This is a genomic window from Cupriavidus sp. 30B13 (assembly GCF_049059565.2).
Classification (GTDB): domain Bacteria; phylum Pseudomonadota; class Gammaproteobacteria; order Burkholderiales; family Burkholderiaceae; genus Cupriavidus.
Map to the genome: position 1 here is coordinate 12607 of NZ_CP188223.1, position 18053 is coordinate 30659.

Genomic DNA, 18053 nt, shown 5'->3' on the forward strand with positions numbered 1-18053 from the left:
CAATCCCAAGGGAGCCAGTTTTATGGCCAAGTTTTTCATTGACCGGCCGGTGTTCGCGTGGGTTGTCGCGCTGATCATCGTGCTGGCCGGGGTGTTGTCGATCCTGCAACTGCCGATCGCCCAGTACCCCAACATCGCACCGCCGACGATCTCGGTCACGGCGACCTACCCCGGCGCTTCGGCCAGGACGCTCGAAGACTCGGTCACCTCGGTGATCGAGCAGGAGCTCAACGGCGCGCCCGGGCTGCTGTACTACCAGTCCACCAGCGAAGCCACCGGCCTGGCGACGATCACCATCGCCTTCGAGCCGGGCTCCAACGTCGACCTGAACTCGGTCGAGGTGCAGAACCGCCTCAAGCGCGTGGAAGCGCGCCTGCCGGCCGAGGTGCGCCAGCAGGGCGTGCGCGTGGACAAGGCCGGGAACAACTACATGATGTTCCTGACGGTCTCGTCCAAGTCGGGCCGGGCCGATGCGATCGAGCTGGGCAACTACGTCTCGGCCAGCGTGATCGACTCGATCCGCCGCGTCGCAGGCGTGGGCCAGGCCGACCTGTTCGGCACCGAGTACGCCATGCGCATCTGGGTGGACCCGTCCAAGCTCACGGGCTTCAACCTGACGCCGCAGGACGTGACCGCGGCCATCGCCGAGCAGAACGTGCAGGTCGCCGTGGGCGAGCTGGGCGGCACGCCCTCGCCCAGGGGCACCGAGCTCAACGCCACCGTCACCACCGAAAGCCGCCTCACCACGCCGGAGCAGTTCGCCAACATCCTGCTGCGCGTGAACCCGGACGGCTCCTCGGTGCGCATCAAGGACGTCGGCCGCGTCGAGCTCGGCGGCGCCGACTACTCCACGCTGGCGCGCACCAACGGCAAGCCGGCGGCGGCCATCGCCATCAAGCTCGCGCCCACCGGCAACGCGCTGGCCACCGCCACCGCGGTGCGCGCCAAGATGGAGGAGCTGTCGAAGTTCTTCCCGGGCGACTACGAGTACAGCGTGCCTTACGACACCTCGGCCTTCGTCAAGATCTCGATCGAGGAAGTGATCAAGACCCTGCTCGAAGCCGTGGTGCTGGTGTTCCTGGTGATGTACCTGTTCCTGCAGAACTTCCGCGCCACGCTGATCCCCACGCTGGTGGTGCCGGTGGCGCTGATGGGCACCTTCGGCATGCTGCTGGCGTTCGGCTTCTCCATCAACGTGCTGACCATGTTCGGCATGGTGCTGGCGATCGGCATCCTGGTCGACGATGCCATCGTGGTGGTGGAGAACGTCGAGCGCATCATGAGCGAGGAAGGGCTCTCGCCGCGCCAGGCCACGCGCAAGGCGATGGGCCAGATCACCGGCGCCATCGTCGGCATCACGCTGGTGCTGACCGCGGTGTTCATCCCGATGGCGTTCTTCGCCGGCTCGGTGGGCAACATCTACCGCCAGTTCTCGCTGTCGCTGATCTCGTCGATGGCGTTCTCGGCGCTGCTGGCGCTGACGCTGACCCCGGCGCTGTGCGCGACGCTGCTCAAGCCGGTGGAGGCGGGCCATCACCACGAGAAGCGCGGCTTCTTCGGCTGGTTCAACCGCACCTTCGCGCGCGCGGCCACCGGCTACCAGAGCGTGGTCGCCCGCATCCTCGGGCGCGCCGGGCGCTACCTGGTCATCTACGCCGTGATCCTGGTCGGCGTGGTGGTGCTGTACAAGCGCCTGCCCTCCTCCTTCCTGCCCGACGAAGACCAGGGCTACATGATCACCGTGGTGCAACTGCCCAACGGCGCCACCCAGGAACGCACCCTGGGCGTGCTCAAGCAGATCGAGGACTACTACCTGCAGAAGGAAAGCAAGGTGGTGGACCAGATGATCACGGTGGCGGGCTTCTCGTTCTTCGGCCGCGGCCAGAACGGCGGCATCGCGTTCGTCAAGCTCAAGGACTGGAAGGAGCGCACCGGCGCCGACGAAACCGCGCAGGCGCTGGTGGGCCGCGCGTTCGGCACGCTGTCGTTCATCAAGGACGCCATCATCTTCCCGCTCAACCCGCCGGCGATTTCCGAGCTGGGCAATTCCTCGGGCTTCGACTTCCGCCTGCAGGACCGCACCGGCCAGGGCCACGCCAAGCTGATGGAAGCGCGCAACATGATGCTCGGCATGGCCGCGCAGAATCCGGCGCTGGCCGGCGTGCGCCCGGAAGGGCAGGAAGACGCGCCGCAGCTGCAGATCGACATCGACCGCGAGAAGGCGCGCGCGCAGGGGGTCTCGGTGGCGGACATCAACGCCACGCTGGCCATCGCGTTCGGCTCGTCCTACGTCAACGACTTCATCCATGAAGGCCGCGTGCGCAAGGTGATCGCGCAGGCCGAGGGCAGCGACCGCAGGCTGCCCGACGACCTGAGCAAGCTGCGCGTGAAGAACCGCAACGGCGACATGGTCGCGTTCGCCGCGTTCTCCACCTCGCAGTGGATCATGGGCTCGCCGCGCCTGGAGCGCTACAACGGCCTGCCGGCGGTGAAGATCGCCGGCCAGGCGGCGCCGGGCCGCAGCACGGGCGAGGCGATGAAGATCATGGAGGACAACTTCGCCAAGCTGCCGCCGGGCTTCGGCTTCGAGTGGTCCGGCCAGTCCTATGAAGAGCGCCTGGCCGGCTCGCAGGAGCCGATGCTGTACACGCTGTCGCTGATCATCGTGTTCCTGTGCCTGGCCGCGCTGTACGAAAGCTGGTCGATCCCGGTCTCGGTGCTGCTGGTGGTGCCGCTCGGCGTGCTCGGCGCGCTGCTCGGCGTGACGCTGCGCGGCATGCCCAACGACGTGTACTTCAAGGTGGGCCTGATCGCCACCATCGGCCTGTCGGCCAAGAACGCCATCCTGATCGTGGAGTTCGCCAAGGACCTGCAGGCGCAGGGCCGCAGCGTGATCGACGCCACGCTCGAGGCGGTGCACCTGCGCTTCCGCCCGATCCTGATGACGTCGATGGCCTTCATCCTGGGCGTGCTGCCGCTGGCGATCGCCACCGGCGCGGGCTCGGGCGGCCAGCGCGCCATCGGCACCGGCGTGATCGGCGGCATGATCACCGCCACGGTGCTGGCGATTTTCATGGTGCCGGTGTTCTTCGTGGTGATCCGCAGCCGCTTCAAGGGCCGCGCCCCCGAGCAGGACCTGGAACAGGACCCGAAGCAGGATCAGAAGTGGCTCGAACCCAAACAGGAACTCTGACCATGACCAAGACACTGACCACGCTGTTGCTGGTGGCGGGCGTCCTCTCGGGCTGCACGCTGGCGCCGACGTACGAGCGCCCCGCGCCGCCGGTGGCCACGCAGTATCCGGCCGCGCCCGACGGCTACGCCGCGGCCGAGGTGAAGACCGGCGAGACCCGCCGCGCGGCCGACATCGGCTGGCGCGAGTTCTTCCGCGACCCGCGCCTGCAGGCGCTGATCGCCGCCTCGCTCGAAAACAACCGCGACCTGCGCACCGCCGTGCTGCGCATCGAGGAAGCGCGCGCGCAGTACCAGGTGCAGCGCGCCGACCTGCTGCCCACGGTGAACGCCACCGGCGGCTACACGCGCCAGCGCATCTCGGGCGCGCAGTTCGGCTCGCCAGGGGCCGGCACCAGCATCTCCGAGTACTACCAGGTCGGCGGCGCCATCACGTCGTTCGAGCTCGACCTGTTCGGCCGCGTGCGCAGCCTTTCCAACGCGGCGCTGGCGCAGTACTTCGCCACCGAGGAGGCGCGCCGCGCGGCGCAGATCTCGCTGGTCTCGGAAGTGGCCAAGGCCTACCTGTCCGAGCGTTCCTTCGCCGAGCAGTACGAGCTGGCGCAGAACACGCTCAGGACGCGCGAGTCCACGCTGAGCCTGTCGCGCCAGCGCTTCGACGCCGGCGCCACCTCGGCGCTGGACCTGCGCGACAACGAGTCGCTGGTGGCGCAGGCACGCGTGTCCGCCGCGCAGCTCGCGCGCCAGCGCGCGCAGGCGCAGAACGCGCTCGAAGTGCTGGTGGGCAAGCCGCTGGGCAGCATCGAGAACCTGCCGGAGGCGATGCGCCTGTCGGACGAACGCATCATCAGCGACATCCCGGCCGGGCTGCCGTCGGACCTGCTCGAGCAGCGCCCCGACATCCGCCAGGCCGAGCAGCAACTGCTGTCGGCCAACGCCAACATCGGCGCGGCGCGCGCGGCCTTCTTCCCGCGCATCACGCTCACCGCCAATGCCGGCGCGATCAGCCCGACCTTCTCGAGCCTGTTCGATTCCGGCACCGGCGTGTGGTCGTTCGCGCCGCAGCTGACGTTGCCGATCTTCGACTATGGCCGCAACCTGTCCAACCTGGACCTGGCCAACGTGCGCAAGAACATCCAGATCGCCAGCTACGAGAAGACCATCCAGACGGCCTTCAGCGAAGTGGCCGACGCACTGGTGGCGCGCGGCACGCTCGAAGACCAGGTGCATGGCCAGGAACAGGTGCGCGACGCCGAGCAGGCGCGCTTCGAGCTGTCCACGGTGCGCTTTCGCAGCGGCGTGGCCAACCAGCTAGACCAGCTCGACGCGCAGCGCCAGCTGTTCACCGCGGAACAGGCGCTGATCCAGGCGCGCCAGCTGCGCCTGAACAACGCCATCGACCTGTACCGCTCGCTCGGCGGCGGCCTGGCCGAAGCCGGCCCCGTGGCGTCAGCCGACAGCATCAAGCCGGCGGTGACTGCGCAGTAAGGCAGCCACAGATAGCCGGAGGTTTGCTCCCCTCTCCCATGAAATGGGAGAGGGGTCGGGGGAGAGGGTGGGCGCCAGCGAATGGCGAAAGCGATCACTTCGTGGAGACTCTGGCCCTCTCCCCCGCCCCTCTCCCGCAAGCGGGAGAGGGGAGAAAACAATCGGTACGCCGGCCTGGCAGGCAAAAAAAAGCGAAGCGCAGATGCGCTTCGCTTTTTTTATGGGGTCGAGACAAAGAAAAGTAACGATCTTCACCAAGCCCGTACCACCAAAACCGTTCGAGCCTCAAGGCCCACAGAAGCCAGAACAAGAATCCCAAGCCCGAACTACCAAAACCTCTCGAGCCTCAAGGCCCACGACAGCTAGAACAAGGATCCCCAAAACTCCCGAACCCGACCACCTGCGCTAGCATAACAACCCCCACGCCACCTCCACCTCCCCAATGGAAGTCCGCCCCCTGACCCCCGACGACGTAGACCTAGTCTGCCGCCACCGCGAAGAAATGTTCCGCGAAGCAGGCCGCGACGACGCCGTCCTGCGCGCCATGACCGAACGCTTCCGCCCGTGGCTGGAACCGCGCCTGCGCGACGGCAGCTACTTCGGCTTCGTGCTCGCCGAGCATGGCCGGGCGGTGGCGGGCATCGGCCTGATGGCCATCGACTGGCCGCCCCACCCCGCCCATCCCACCCAGGACAAGCGCGGCTACGTGCTCAACCTGTATGTGGAGCAGTCCCACCGCAAGCAAGGCCTGGGCCGCCGGCTCATGCAGCTGGCGGAGGACGAATTCGCGCGGCGCGACGTGCAATACGCCATCCTGCACGCGACCGAGATGGGCCGCCCGCTCTACGTCGCGCTCGGCTGGCACGCCACCACGGAAATGGCCAAGGACCTCAGGCCGGCGGCGTGTCCCTGAAGGCGGGCAGCGCTTCGGCCGCGGCGCTGAATGCCGCGAGCGCCGGATAGGCGGCGCCGTCGACCGCCTGCGGCAGCATCATCTGCGTGAAGCGCCAGGCCACGGCGGTGGTCACGTCGGCCTGCGTGAGCCGGCCCTCGTCGGCCGGCAGCGCCGTGCCGGCGATCTCTTTCTCCAGCGCCGCGTAGGCCGCGCCGAGCTGGCCGTGCACGCGCGACAGCCACGGCTCGTACTGCTTTTCGTCGGGCCGCAGGTTGCATTCGTAGACGATCTGCACGGTCTTCTCGCACGCGGCCAGCGCCAGGCCGGCCACGCGTGCCGCGTGCTGGAGCGCGGACAGGTCCGCCGGCATCAGGCTGCGGCCGGCCACCGCCTCGAGATAGTCGAGGATGAGCCCCGACTCCATCAGCACCGTGCCGTTGTCGCACACCAGCGTGGGCGCCTTGACCACGGGGTTGATGGCCTGGAACTGCGCGAACGTGCTGAATACCGACACCGGTTTGTGTTCGAACGGAATCCCCAGCAGCCGCAGCGAGATGGCCACGCGGCGGACATAGGGCGAGTCGAGCATGCCGATGAGTTGCATATTGCCTCCGAAGGAAAGCCGGCCCGGGAGCGGGCCGGCGATGCTCCAGCATAATCGATCCGGCGCGCGGAGGCGGCGCGCCGCGGCCGTCAGAACTTGTACGTCGCCGCCACGAACACGATGATCGGGCTCGGGCTGATGTCCGCCTTGGAGGTGGACAGCACGGTGCCGTCGGCCGCCTTGACGATCATCGACGAGGTGGTCTTGAGCGGAATGTACGTCACCGAGGCGGTCAGGCCCCACTGGTCCGTGATGGCGAACGAGCCGCCCAGGTTGAACACCGGCGCCCACGAGCTCGACGCCTTGGCTTCCACCGAGGTCGGCCCCGGCTTGCCGGCGCCGGCCGCCAGCGTGGCGCCGAGGTTGTTGTTGACCGACGCGGCAAAGGCCGGGTTGAGGTCGATGTTGGTGAAGAAGTTGTACGACACGCCGACGCCGACGAACGGCCGCACCCGCGCGGTCGGCTCCAGGAAGTGGTACTGCGCCATCACCGCCGGGCTCCACTGGCGCGCGCCGGTGATGATCGGGTTGAGGCTGGGGTCGCCCAGCGGCTGGTGGCCCAGCGCGCCGGCCGGCCCCGGCGGGATCAGGTCGCCGTGGCCGTGGAGCTTGAACTTGGGCGGCACGCCGGCCACCGTCGTCAGCGCGATATGGTCGGTGAAGAAGTGGCTGACGGTCAGGCCCAGCGTGTCGGCGTTGGAGGTGGTGATGCTGCTGCCCGGCGCGCTGAACGAGGACGGCAGCCCCAGCGGGCCGTTGATCGGCGCGTCGATCACGCTGGTGGTGAACGGGCTGCTGTGCCCGCTGGTGCTGATGTGGAACCAGCCCAGCGCCACCACGTTGTCGCCGGCCTTCTGCGCGTGCGCGGCCGGCATGGCGCCGAGCCAGGCCAGTGCCGCGGCCAGCAGGGGCGCGGCGAGTCGAATGGCTTTGATCGTCATGTTGTGTTCCCGGATGTGTGTGGATCGCATGGCCGTCATTGCACGAAGGCGCCGATGGTGAAGTACGGGCTGCCGCCGCGCGACTCGAGGAAGCCGAACACGCCACCGGTGAAGATGAACTTGCCGGTCGGGCCGCCCGCGGCGCCGCCCTTGCGCGTGGTGGTCACCACGCCGGCCATCTGCTGCGAGTAGTCCAGCGACAGCGCCGTGGCCAGCGAGGCGTCCGAGGCGTGGAACGGGTCGAGCAGCGTGGCGTCCGGCCCCACCAGCGCGGTGGTGCGGTAGTCGAAGTTGCTGTCCACGCCCACGTATTCGCCGTTGACCGAGCCCTGCGCGACGGCCGCCGCCGGCGCCATCATGCCGATGCCGATCTCGTCGTCGGCGCCCAGCGGCATGCCGCCCAGCACGCCGCCGATCGAGCCGCTGGCGTAGCCCACGCGGATCATCACCGGCACCAGCTGGCCGCGCAGCTTGCCCACGATCAGGTAGGCGCGCCCGAGCGTGCTGCCCAGCGTGGGCGGCAGCTCGGCGGCGTAGTTGGTCGACAGCAGCGCGCCGCTGGCGGTGGGCACGAACTTGTTGCCCTTCTGCGCGCAGGTGCCGCCCGCCTTGTTGTCGCACACCAGGAACGAGCCGTCGGCCGCCAGCGTCATGCGGTAGTCCTGCGCCACCGTCTGGAAGTTCTTGGACGGCACCTCGTGGAAGCCGTAGCCGTTGTACTGCCCCGCGACCTTGGACAGGTCGGTCTCGGTCTGGGCAAAGCCGATGAACTGGAAGTACGGGAAGGTGGTGTCGGGCACCACGCCCGCGCCGGCCACGCCGTCGAACTGGATGCGCGCGCCGGGGATGGTGCCGCCGGCCACGCCCTCGCCCACGAACAGGCGCGCGGGGCGGCTCGGGTCGAGGCTGGCGCCGGCGAGCTGGAACGCGCACTGGTTGAGCTTCTCGGTGGGCAGCCCGGTCTCCGGCTGCAGCTTGCCGCTCATCACGTTGCTGCCGCTGGCGGTGTCGCTGCGCGTGGGCTGCACGGTGCCGGTGGTGCGCGGCACCGACGAATCGAGGAAGGTCACCTGCCAGGTCATCCTGGTGGTGTCGATCTGCACCTTGACCAGCTCGCCCGAGCCGGTGCCGCCGGTGAAGGTGGTGCTGTAGTCGAGCGCGGCCGGGCACAGCCGCACGGGGATCGCCGCGGCCGGGGCCGCGCTCGTGCTGTCGCCGTCGCCGCCGCCGCCGCCGCAGGCGGCCAGCAGCGCCGCGCCGGCGAGCGCCAGCGCGTAGCGCGCCAGCCTGGATGCGCGGCGCGCGCGCGCCGGGCAAGCCATTGCCGCAATGGCCGGCTGCGTGCCGGACGTCGTAGAAAGCGGGGCCTTGTGCATGATCTTTGTCTCCTTAAGCGCCTTGTGTGCGGCGCGTGGTTCCTGGCCTGTTTTTCTGTTGTGGCGCCGTGGGGCGGCGCCCTGCGCTGCCGGCCGCCGTGCCGCTTCCTCCGGGCGGGCATGGCGGCCGCGATGCATGCCGGCTCAGGGGCTGGCGAACACGCTGACGCGGAAGGTCGGGTTGCCGCCGCCCACGCCCGCGAGGTGCGCGAAGGCGTGGCCGGTGGCGATCAGCGTGCCGGTGGTGCCGCTGTTGTCGGTGGTGCCGACCTGGCCCGGGCGCGTCTGCGTGAAGTCGAGCTGGAAGGCGCCCTTGACGTTGGTGGTGAGCGGGTCGATCAGCCCGACCAGGTTGTCCTGCACGATCGACGAGGTGTAGACGAAGTCGCTGCCCGAGCCGACGTAGGCGCCATTGAGCTGCGCGCTGGCCAGCGTGGCGGCGGGGGCCAGGAAGGCCAGGCCCGATTCGTCGTCCACGTTGATCGGGTCGAGCAGGTCGGTCAGGTCGATGTGCGCGTAGCCGGTGCGGATCAGCAGCGGCACCAGCGCGCCGTCGAGCTTGCCTGCCACCAGGATGCCCTTGGCCTTGGTGGTGGGGCCGCTGACCAGCGACTGCGTATAGAAGAACGGATATTGCCGCGTGCCGGCGTCGTTGTTGCTCTCGAAGGCGCCGTCGTTCTGCGTGCGCGGCTGCCACGGGTTGCCGGTGGACAGGCAGCTGCCGCTGGCCGCGGTGCAGGTGCCGTCCGCGTTCAGGGTCTCGACGGTCTGCGCGGTGGCGGGAACGAAGTTGCCGGCCGGGAACAGGTTGCCGCCCGAGGGCACCAGGTGGTAGCCCAGCATGTTGTAGGTGCCCGCCACCTTGGCGAAGTCCGTCTCGATCTCGGCGAATGCCAGCACCGGGTAGATCGGGAAGGTCTTCGCGGGGATGGCGCCGATCGGCGCGCCGATGCCGAGGTCCACGCCGGGATAGGAGATCGTCGCGCCCGGAATGCCGCCGCCGGCCACGCCGTTGCCGACGAAGATGATGGGCGGGTCGGCGGGGTCGATGATGGCCTGCGCGCTGCCGTCCGACGGCACCGCGCTGCGGATGGCCAGCGCGCAGCGGTTCTGCTCGGCGCTGGGCAGCGAGGTCAGGCGGGCGATCGTGCCGGTGTAGGTCACGCCGGCGCGCGTGGGCTGCACGCTGCCGGGCGCCTTGGGCACCGGCGATTCGATGACCTGCAGCTTGTACGTGAGCGCCGTGGTGTCGAACTGCATCTTGACGAACTCGCCGCCGCCCGAGCCGCCGGTGTAGACGGTGCTGTAGTCGAGCGACGCGGGGCACAGCGGCGCCGGCGCGGGGCCGGTCGGCGTGGGGCCGCTGGCGGGGCAGCTGCCGGTGCTGGCGCAGGATGCGACGCTGGCCGAGCCGGGGCTCGGCGCATCGCCGCCGCCGCAGCCGGCGAGGATCAGCGCCAGGCTCGTGCCAGCCAGCGCCGCAAGGCCGTTGAATACATTCAAGCGGGCCATCGTTTGTCTCCTTTTTGTCGGTTTTGTTTTTATGCGAAGTGCCGGTGTTTCCGGTCTTGTATATGACTTGTCGTGCAGCGACTCTCGCCGTTCGCCCGCGCGAGCGTCAATAGAGCGCCCGTTCCAAACACCGCGCGCCGCGCGCCCGCCGTGGCCATGCAAGCGCTCGCGCCGCCCGTTCAAACTGCCGCGCGCCGGCGCGCGCGGCGCAATTCAAACGGCGAGCGCGGCTTGCCCGCGCGGTGCCGGGTCCGGGCAGCATCGCTTCAGAACTTGTAATCGCCGTTTTTCGCGTCGAACGTGCCGGCGTCGAATGTCTTGCGCACGGCCTTCTCGAAGACAATCTTCTCCACCATGTTTCCATCGGTGTCCCACGCGGTCTCCACGCGCGGCCACGGGTTCTTGAGGTCGAGCATCAGCTGCACGCGCTTGGCGTAGTAGCGCGGCGCGCCGGCCGGCAGGTCCCAGGTCAGCGCCACCATGCGCATGCCCTGCTCCTGCACGATCTCGGCGCGCGTGAAGCGCTCGGAGAGCCCGGCCGCGCGCAGCGAGCGCGCGTCGCGGTCGAGCATGGCCACCACGTACTGGAAGCCGAGGTCGCGCACGGTGTGGTTGGACTGCGCGCGCGCGATGGTGCCGTCGAGCGCGATCCACATCGAGGTGAAGCCCAGCAGCCCGCCCAGGTGGCCGTACATCTCGTCCTTGCGCTGGGTCTCGTCGTAGAGGATTTCCTGGCCGGCCTGGCTGCCGCCGGGCAGCCACTTCGCGTAGAGCTGGCGCGGCGCGTGGCGGTAGCGGATCAGCATGCGCGCGGGCTGGTCCTGCCACTGGCCGTTGAGGCGCTCCTGGCGCGTCATCCAGTACTCGTACTCGGGATAGCGGTTCATCTCCGCCTTGGCCCACAGCAGCGGCGCCTCGGGCTGCAGCGCGTTGAACACGGCCAGCAACTGCTCATCGGGCAGCTTCGCCAGCTCGCCGCCGGCGACCTGCTTCGACAGCAGCGCGGCCTGCTGCTGCGCGGGAAGTCCGTCGTAGGCGGTGCCGGCCGGCGCGGTGGCCGCGGCCGTGGCGGCGGGCGCGGGTACGGGTACGGGTACGGGTACGGCGGGCGCCTGGGCATGCGCGGCGCCCGGCAGCGCCAGCGCGAGCGCGCCGGCGGCGGCGATGCCGCGCAGCAGGCCGGCCGGGCACGTGTGAAACGTCTGGCGAAGCGTCTGGAAAGCGTGTGGCTTCATGATGGGGTCTCCTGTCACGGCGCCGTGCTGCGCGAGGTGGCGCGAAAGCGCGGGCAGCAGCGGGCCGGCGCGTGCTCGCGGCACGCGTCGGGGTCAGCGAAGCGGATTGCCTGGGCGCGGATCGCCGGGACAGCGGCGGCGCGGACCTGGCATCGCCAGGTCCCGCCGGCAGGCGAAGCGCGCGGCCGGGCACCGGAAGGCGCGGCCATGCGTGCCGGCGGTCGGCCGGCGCGCGGGACGCGCCGCTAGGTCCTGGAGCGGGTACGCATCCAGTCGTCGAGCGGATTGCTCGGGAAGACGATGGGCGGGTGCTCGCGCGCGCCGCGCACCGCCATGCTGGTGACGGCGGCACGCGTGGTGCCCTCGCTGCGCACGGCGCGGCGCGTCTTGCGCGCGGTCGCGGCATGCGCGTCGGCGCGCTGCGCCTGTTCGGCCACCAGGCTGTCGAGCGAGGCCTGCGTGGCGCGTTCCTCGGCATGCTGGGTCTCGCCGATGGCGAACACTTCCTGCAGCGCGCACAGTTGCTGGCTGGCCGGCACCGGCGCCTTGAGCGCGGCGATCACCATCGCGCTGAGCTGAGCCAGCACCTGCGCGTCGCTCACGTCCTTGCCCTGCGTGAAGGCCGGCAGCAGGTTGCCGAGCTCGTCGCCGGCCAGCACGCCGGCCAGCGCCTTGAGCGCGAAGTTCAGCCGCCAGCCCAGCTCCTGCGGCGGGATCTCCGGCAGCGCGCGCGCGAAGGCGTCGGAGAAGCGGCCGAACACCGGCGCGTAGTGGCCGAGCAGGTAGGACTGGATGAACGGCGAGGTGTCCGAGTACACGCGGCCCAGCAGCCGCAGGAACGACGGCCCGCCGAGCTCCGGCTCGCGCGCCATCTGCAGCGCGGGCACGAACAGCGCGCCCATGACGTGCTCGCAGCGGATCTGGTTGCCGGGCCAGCGCGCCTCGCAGGCGTCGAGCACGGCCAGGCGCCGCGTGTTGAGCGGATCGAGGCGGCGCCCGAGCACCGCCTGCATCATGATTTCCTTGCTGCGGAAGTGATAATTGACCGCGGCCAGATTGACGATCGCGCGCGAGGTCACTTGCCTGAGCGAGGTGGCTTCGTAGCCGACCTCGATGAACAAGCGCTCGGTGGCGTCGAGAATGCGGGCCTTGGTGTCTCCTGCCGTGCCTTTACCGGTCTTCATCGGGGGCGCCTCTTGTTTTGTCATGCATCGAACCCCAGCAAAAATGCCACGCCGTTCCTGCTCCCTGCTCTGCCGGCAAACGGATGCTTGAAACGGTTGTACGGAGCCTAGCCAGCGCCGCGGGCGTTTCACAAGCGCAAAATTTGAGCGTTGCCTCTAACTTTTGCCTCGCGCCTCGCGCCGCGCCCTGCGGCTGCGCCGGGCGCGCCGGCTTTCCCGCGCGCCCGTTTTAATTGTGGACTTGAAGCGCGCGACTGCGCACCGCTTTGTTTTACCCCACTTGCGTGGGGCAACCGCGCGGCGCTCAGCGCACCAGTTGCGCGGCCAGCCCGTGCGCGTTCTGCGCCGTCAGCGCGAACACGGACAACTGCGGGTTCGCGCCGATGCTGGTGGGGAACACCGAGCCGTCCAGCACCGACAGGTTGGCGAGCTGGTGATGGCGGCCCTGGCTGTCCACCACGCCGCGCCGCGCTTCGTCGCTCATGCCGCAGCCGCCCATCAGGTGCGCGCTGAACAGCGCCGCGCGGAACTTGGCCAGCGGCAGCGCGGCGATGCCCTGCCGCGCGCCGGCCCAGCTGGCGTAGTAGGGCGCGTCCAGGTGCGCCGGGCGCACCCGCAGCGCGCCGGCGGCGAACTGCGCCTCGGCCATGCTCAGCCACGCGCGGCGCACGCCGTCCCAGAGGTAGTCGTTCATGTCGTAGTCGAGCACCGGGCTGCCGTCGCCGGCGATGCGCACGCGCCCGCCTTCGCTGCGCGGCACGAAGCCGTCGCGCAGCAGCGCCAGCATGGCGTTGGTGTGCGGCAGCGCGGCCATGTCGGCGCGCAGCGCCTCGCCGACGTTGCCGAACACGCCCGCGCTGATGCCGGGGAACAGCGGTGGCACTTCGAGCTTGTAGCCCATCGCGCCGGTGGCGCCGTCGCGCCACTGGAAATGATCGGAGGCGATCGACTGCGGCGCGCCGTAATAAGGATCGACCTGCTCCGGCATCACCGCGATGCTCAGGTTGACCGGATGGATGAAGGTGCGCAGGCCGAGGCGCTGGTGCGGGTCCGGCGCGCGCGAGCGCAGCAGCAGCGCCGGCGTGTTGATGGCGCCGCCCGCGGCCACGTAGTGGCGCGCGCGCACCGTCACCGCCACGCCGGTGGGCGTGCGGCCGTCGGCGCCGAGCGCCTCGCCGGCGATCGCGCCGACGCTCTTGCCGTCGTGCTCGAACGCGCGCACGCGCACGCGGTGCACGAGCGTGGCGCCGCGCGCCAGCGCGGCGGGGATGGTCGACACCAGCATCGACTGCTTGGCGTTGACCGGGCAGCCCAGGCCGCAGTAGCCGGAATTCCAGCAGCCCTTCACGTTGCGCGGGATCACGTGCGACTCCCAGCCCAGCTTGTCGCAGCCGCGCTTGAGCACGTCGTTGTTGTGGTTAGGCGCCATGCCCCACGGCGCCACCGACAGGCGCGCCTCCATGCGCTCGAACCACGGCGCCATGTCGGCCGCCGCATGGCCGCTCACCGCGTGGTGCTCGGCCCAGTGCGCCAGCGTCTGCGGCGGCGTGCGGAAGCTCGACGACCAGTTCACCGTGGTGCTGCCGCCCACCGCGCGGCCCTGCAGGATGGCGATGGCGCCGTCGGACGTGGCGCGCGCCGCGCCCTCCTGGTAGAGCTCGCGGTAAGCGCGGCCTTCGTCCATGTCCCGGAAGCTGTCGGAAGTGCGCAGCGCGCCTTCCTCGAGCAGCACCACGCGCAGGCCGGCCTCGCTCAGGATCTCGGCGGCCACGCCGCCGCCGGCGCCGCTGCCGACGATGGCCACGTCGGCGTCGAGCGCGAGCGGCGCGGCGAGCGTGGCGGCGTCCACCACTTTCCAGCCGGACGCGATGCCGGCGCTGTAGATGTCGGGTACGGGCATGGCGTCAGGCGCGCAGTGCGTTGAAGACGGCGGGGTTGGGGCCGGGATAGCCGGCGCCGGCCCACGCGGCGGGCAGCAGGTAGTAGGCCACGCCGCACAGCTTGACCAGCACCACGGCGCCCGCGTTCAGGGTGGCGAAGCGGCTCTCGCGCCAGCGCGCGAGAAAGCGCCGCGCCTGCGCCGCATCGGTGTGCCGCCAGTCCTGGCGCACGCCGCCGAGCACCCGCCGCAGCGGGCCGATGGCCAGCAGGTCCAGCAGCTTGCGCAGCTCGGCGCGCGCGTTGGCGTCCATCGCCGCGCAGGTGTTGTCGATGTTGCGCAGCGCTTCGCCGAGCTGCGGCGCGCGCGGGCCGGGCTCGCGCGCGGCCAGCTCGTCGGCCACGGCCGGCAGCAGCGCGCCGAACAGCGCTACGTCGTCGTCGCGCAAGAAGCGCATGCCGGCGGCCGGGGTCCGGGGCGCGGGCGCGCAGCCGCTCAGGGCCGGGACCAGCCCCGCGCAGGCCAGCGCCGCGGAGAAGCCCAGCCCGACCTTGAGGAAGCCGCGCCGCGACAGCGCGCCGGGCTTGCCGGGCGTGCCGCCCGGCGCCGCGGTGAATGGGGCTTGCATGGTGTCTCCTTCTTTTGTTTTTTTGCGCGCCTTGCTTCTGGCATGCCTGGCTGGCCGCCGTGCCTTGCCGGTTGCCCGCATTGACGCTCGGCGCAGTTTGGATAAAGATCGGTTCCCGGTCTTGATCCCGCATGACAGGTAATTTGATGCCACGCGCCAATGCGGCAGCCGGCGCCGCCGGCGGCACCGTCTCGCTGCCCTACCTGCGCACCGTGCTCGACTACGGCGAGGCCGCCGGCATCGCGCCGGCCCGCCAGCTTGCGCTGGCCGGCCTCGATCCTGCCCTGCTCGATGCCGCCGCCGGTCCCGCCACGCGCGTGCCCGCCGCCGGCTACCTGGCCCTGCTCGACGCGCTCGCGCGCGCGGCCGGCGACCCGCTGGCCGGGCTGCACGCCGGCGCCGGCTTCAAGCCGCGCCACTATGCGGAGATGGGCTACGTGGTGCTGACCACGCCCACCGTGCGCGAGGCCATCCTGCAAGGCATCCGCTATGAAGTGCTGGCCAACGACATCGGCCGCACCCGCCTGATCGAAACGGCGCGCGGGGCGTGCATGACGTGGGAGGCGCTGCACGGCCCGCTCTCGCGCCATGCGCACGAGCTGCACATGGCTACCTGGATCTGCTTCGCGCGCTGGCTGCTCGGCGAGGGCTTCTTCGCCGGGCGCATCGAGTTTCCCCATGCCGCGCCGCCCGGCGGCCATGCCGACGACTATGCGCAGGTATTCGGCTGCCCGGTGGTGTTCGGCGCCGGCCGCCACGCCATGCACATCGACCCCGCGCTGCTGGCGCGTCCTTCCCTGCAGGCCGACGCCGAGATGCAGGCGCAGATGGCGCGCATCGCCCAGGCCCAGTTGCGCGCGCTGGAGGCGGACGGCGGCGGCGAGATCGCGCAGGCGCGCGCGTTCATCGGCCACGCGCTGGCGCGCGGCGAGGTGCCCATCGCCAGCGTGACCGCCCACCTGGGCCTGCCGGTGCGCACGCTGCAGCGGCGGCTGCAGGCGCGGGGGATGAACTACTCGGCGCTGGTCGACGGCGTGCGCCGCGCGCAGGCCGAGCATTACCTGGCCGATCCCGCCGTCAGCCTGGCGCAACTGGCCATGCTGCTGGGCTTTTCCGAGCAAAGCGCGTTCAGCCACGCATTCAAACGCTGGACGCAGGAAACCCCCAACGCCTGGCGCCGGCGCGTGCTCGGCGGCGGGCGCGCCTAGGGCGTAGCCGTGCCGGCAACACTTTCGTGGCGTGGCCGGCATCTTTCCCGCGGTTTCAAACGCAGCGGTGGGTACGGCCTCCCATCGGTCCAAAGTGCCCGTAGATGCCGTTTAATGCGGCAAAAACATCACTAAAAACCGCCAAAAATTAGAACCACTATTCAAATCCGGGCATTGACCCCGGGTGCGGCGCTGCCTACGATGACATCCGTCAATGTCACAATCAATGATGTTGCGGCGCACTAAGGCATCCCGCCCCGACGCGCGCCAGCGGCACGAGAGACAGCCTATGAACGCGCCAGCGGACCTGCCCCCCGAGTTGTCCACAGCCGGACCCCCGCCACCCGGCCAGGGCGGGTCCGGACCGACCCAGTACTGCGACATCGCCATCATCGGCAGCGGCTTCGCCGGGCTGGGCATGGCGATCCGCCTCAAGCAGGCGGGCCTGCACAACTTCGCGCTGTTCGAGAAGGCCGGCTCGGTGGGCGGCACGTGGCGCGACAACCACTACCCGGGCTGCGCCTGCGACGTGCAGTCGCATCTCTATTCGTTCTCGTTCGCGCCGAATCCGGACTGGTCGCGCATGTTCTCGCCGCAGCCCGAGATCCGCGCCTACCTGGAGCGCTGCGCCGACCAGTTCCGCCTGCGCCCGCACCTGCGCCTGCACCACGAGCTGCGCCGCGCCGCGTGGGACGAGGCCAGCGGCACCTGGCAACTGGAGATGGCCGACGGCAAGCGCGTGCAGGCGCGCGTACTGGTGTCCGGCATGGGCGGGCTGAGCCGGCCCGCGTATCCGGCCATTGCCGGGCTGGAGCGCTTTCGCGGCGAGACCTTCCACTCGCAGCACTGGAACCATGACTACGCGCTGGCCGGCAAGCGCGTGGCGGTGATCGGCACCGGCGCCAGCGCCATCCAGTTCGTGCCGCAGATCGCGCCGCAGGTGGCGCATCTGGACCTGTTCCAGCGCACGCCGCCATGGATCATGCCCAAGCCGGACCGCACCGTGTCCGCCGCCGAGCGCTGGCTGTTCCGCCGCCTGCCGGTCACGCAGAAGCTGCTGCGCACAGGCATCTACTGGATGCTGGAGTCGCGCGTGCTCGGCTTCGTGGTGCACCCGAAACTGATGAAGGCGGTGGAGCGCATCGCGCGCGGCCACATCCGGCGCCAGGTGACCGATCCCGGACTGCGCGCCGCCGTCACGCCGGACTACACCATCGGCTGCAAGCGCGTTCTGATCTCCAACGACTACTACCCGGCACTGATGCGCGCCAACGTGGACGTGGTGACCCAAGGCATCGACCACGTCGAGGAAGACGCCATCGTCATGCGCGACGGCAGCCGCCGCCCGGCTGACTGCATCATCTTCGGCACCGGCTTCCACGCCACCGACCCGATCCCGCGCGGCGCCATCCTCGGCCGCGGCGGCATCGACCTGCTCGACGCCTGGCGCGACGGCGCCGAAGCCTATCTCGGCACCACCGTGACCGGCTTTCCCAACCTGTTCATGGTGGTGGGGCCGAACACGGGCCTCGGCCACAGCTCGATGGTGTTCATGATCGAGTCGCAGGTGAACTACATCCTCGGCGCGCTCAAGGCGATGGGCCAGCACCGCGTGCAGGCCATCGACGTGCGCGCGCCCGCGCAGCGCGACTACAACGCCGGGCTGCAGCGCAGGCTGGCGCGCGCGATCTGGTCCGAAGGCGGCTGCGTGAGCTGGTACCTCGACCCCAAGACCGGCAAGAACACCACGCTGTGGCCGGGCTTCACCTGGCAGTTCCGCCGCGCCACCGCGCGCTTCGACCTGGCCGACTACGAGACCCGCCCGCTGATGCATCCGGCGCTGTCCACGCCGGCGCGGCAGGCGGCACCGGCCGCCGGGGCGTGAAACCCGCCGCGCACCGGACAAGAACC

13 protein-coding genes are annotated in these 18053 nt (G+C 70.2%); 5 read left to right on the forward strand and 8 right to left on the reverse strand.

The genetic code is table 11. The features are described from left to right. The first annotated feature begins 22 nt into the window (after positions 1-22). The 3 genes from ACKI2N_RS00055 (at position 23) to ACKI2N_RS00065 (ending at position 5593) form a co-directional block, all read left to right on the forward strand. On the forward strand, positions 23-3193 hold the full coding sequence (locus ACKI2N_RS00055) for an efflux RND transporter permease subunit (protein ID WP_420995119.1): 3171 nt from the start codon (positions 23-25) through the stop codon (positions 3191-3193). A 2-nt stretch (positions 3194-3195) separates the two neighbouring features. Beyond that, positions 3196-4680: an efflux transporter outer membrane subunit gene (locus ACKI2N_RS00060; RefSeq protein WP_420995120.1), complete on the forward strand. Its 1485-nt coding sequence runs from the start codon at positions 3196-3198 to the stop codon at positions 4678-4680. 442 nt (positions 4681-5122) lie between these two features. Continuing rightward, positions 5123-5593: a GNAT family N-acetyltransferase gene (locus ACKI2N_RS00065; protein ID WP_420995121.1), complete on the forward strand. Its 471-nt coding sequence runs from the start codon at positions 5123-5125 to the stop codon at positions 5591-5593. On the opposite strand, the gene ACKI2N_RS00070 is transcribed toward ACKI2N_RS00065, so the two are convergent. From ACKI2N_RS00070 to ACKI2N_RS00105, 8 genes are all read right to left on the reverse strand, one after another. Beyond that, the gene (locus ACKI2N_RS00070) at positions 5571-6179 is read right to left on the reverse strand and encodes a glutathione S-transferase (protein ID WP_420995122.1); all 609 of its coding nucleotides are present in this window, start codon (positions 6177-6179) and stop codon (positions 5571-5573) included. The genes ACKI2N_RS00065 and ACKI2N_RS00070 overlap by 23 nt on opposite strands. 89 nt (positions 6180-6268) lie before the next feature. After that, positions 6269-7120 carry an OmpW/AlkL family protein gene (locus ACKI2N_RS00075; protein ID WP_420995123.1) on the reverse strand — a complete coding sequence of 284 codons (852 nt, stop codon included), beginning with the start codon at positions 7118-7120 and terminating at the stop codon, positions 6269-6271. A 35-nt stretch (positions 7121-7155) separates the two neighbouring features. Continuing rightward, complete coding sequence (locus tag ACKI2N_RS00080) at positions 7156-8442, reverse strand: DUF2957 domain-containing protein (RefSeq protein WP_420995257.1); 1287 nt, start codon at positions 8440-8442, stop codon at positions 7156-7158. Between the two features lie 198 nt (positions 8443-8640). Beyond that, complete coding sequence (locus ACKI2N_RS00085) at positions 8641-10008, reverse strand: DUF2957 domain-containing protein (protein WP_420995124.1); 1368 nt, start codon at positions 10006-10008, stop codon at positions 8641-8643. Between the two features lie 266 nt (positions 10009-10274). Next, positions 10275-11243: a DUF1571 domain-containing protein gene (locus tag ACKI2N_RS00090; protein ID WP_420995125.1), complete on the reverse strand. Its 969-nt coding sequence runs from the start codon at positions 11241-11243 to the stop codon at positions 10275-10277. Between the two features lie 245 nt (positions 11244-11488). Next, positions 11489-12427: a TetR/AcrR family transcriptional regulator gene (locus ACKI2N_RS00095; RefSeq protein ID WP_420995127.1), complete on the reverse strand. Its 939-nt coding sequence runs from the start codon at positions 12425-12427 to the stop codon at positions 11489-11491. A gap of 304 nt (positions 12428-12731) precedes the next feature. After that, complete coding sequence (locus ACKI2N_RS00100; RefSeq protein ID WP_420995129.1) at positions 12732-14327, reverse strand: GMC family oxidoreductase N-terminal domain-containing protein; 1596 nt, start codon at positions 14325-14327, stop codon at positions 12732-12734. Positions 14328-14331: 4 nt separating this feature from the next. Beyond that, positions 14332-14934: a hypothetical protein gene (locus ACKI2N_RS00105; RefSeq protein WP_420995130.1), complete on the reverse strand. Its 603-nt coding sequence runs from the start codon at positions 14932-14934 to the stop codon at positions 14332-14334. Between the two features lie 146 nt (positions 14935-15080). Between ACKI2N_RS00105 and ACKI2N_RS00110 the strand changes: the two genes are divergently transcribed. Beyond that, complete coding sequence (locus tag ACKI2N_RS00110; RefSeq protein WP_420995131.1) at positions 15081-16142, forward strand: AraC family transcriptional regulator; 1062 nt, start codon at positions 15081-15083, stop codon at positions 16140-16142. Positions 16143-16431: 289 nt separating this feature from the next. Then, the gene (locus tag ACKI2N_RS00115; RefSeq protein ID WP_420995133.1) at positions 16432-18027 is read left to right on the forward strand and encodes a flavin-containing monooxygenase; all 1596 of its coding nucleotides are present in this window, start codon (positions 16432-16434) and stop codon (positions 18025-18027) included. Positions 18028-18053: the final 26 nt, after the last annotated feature.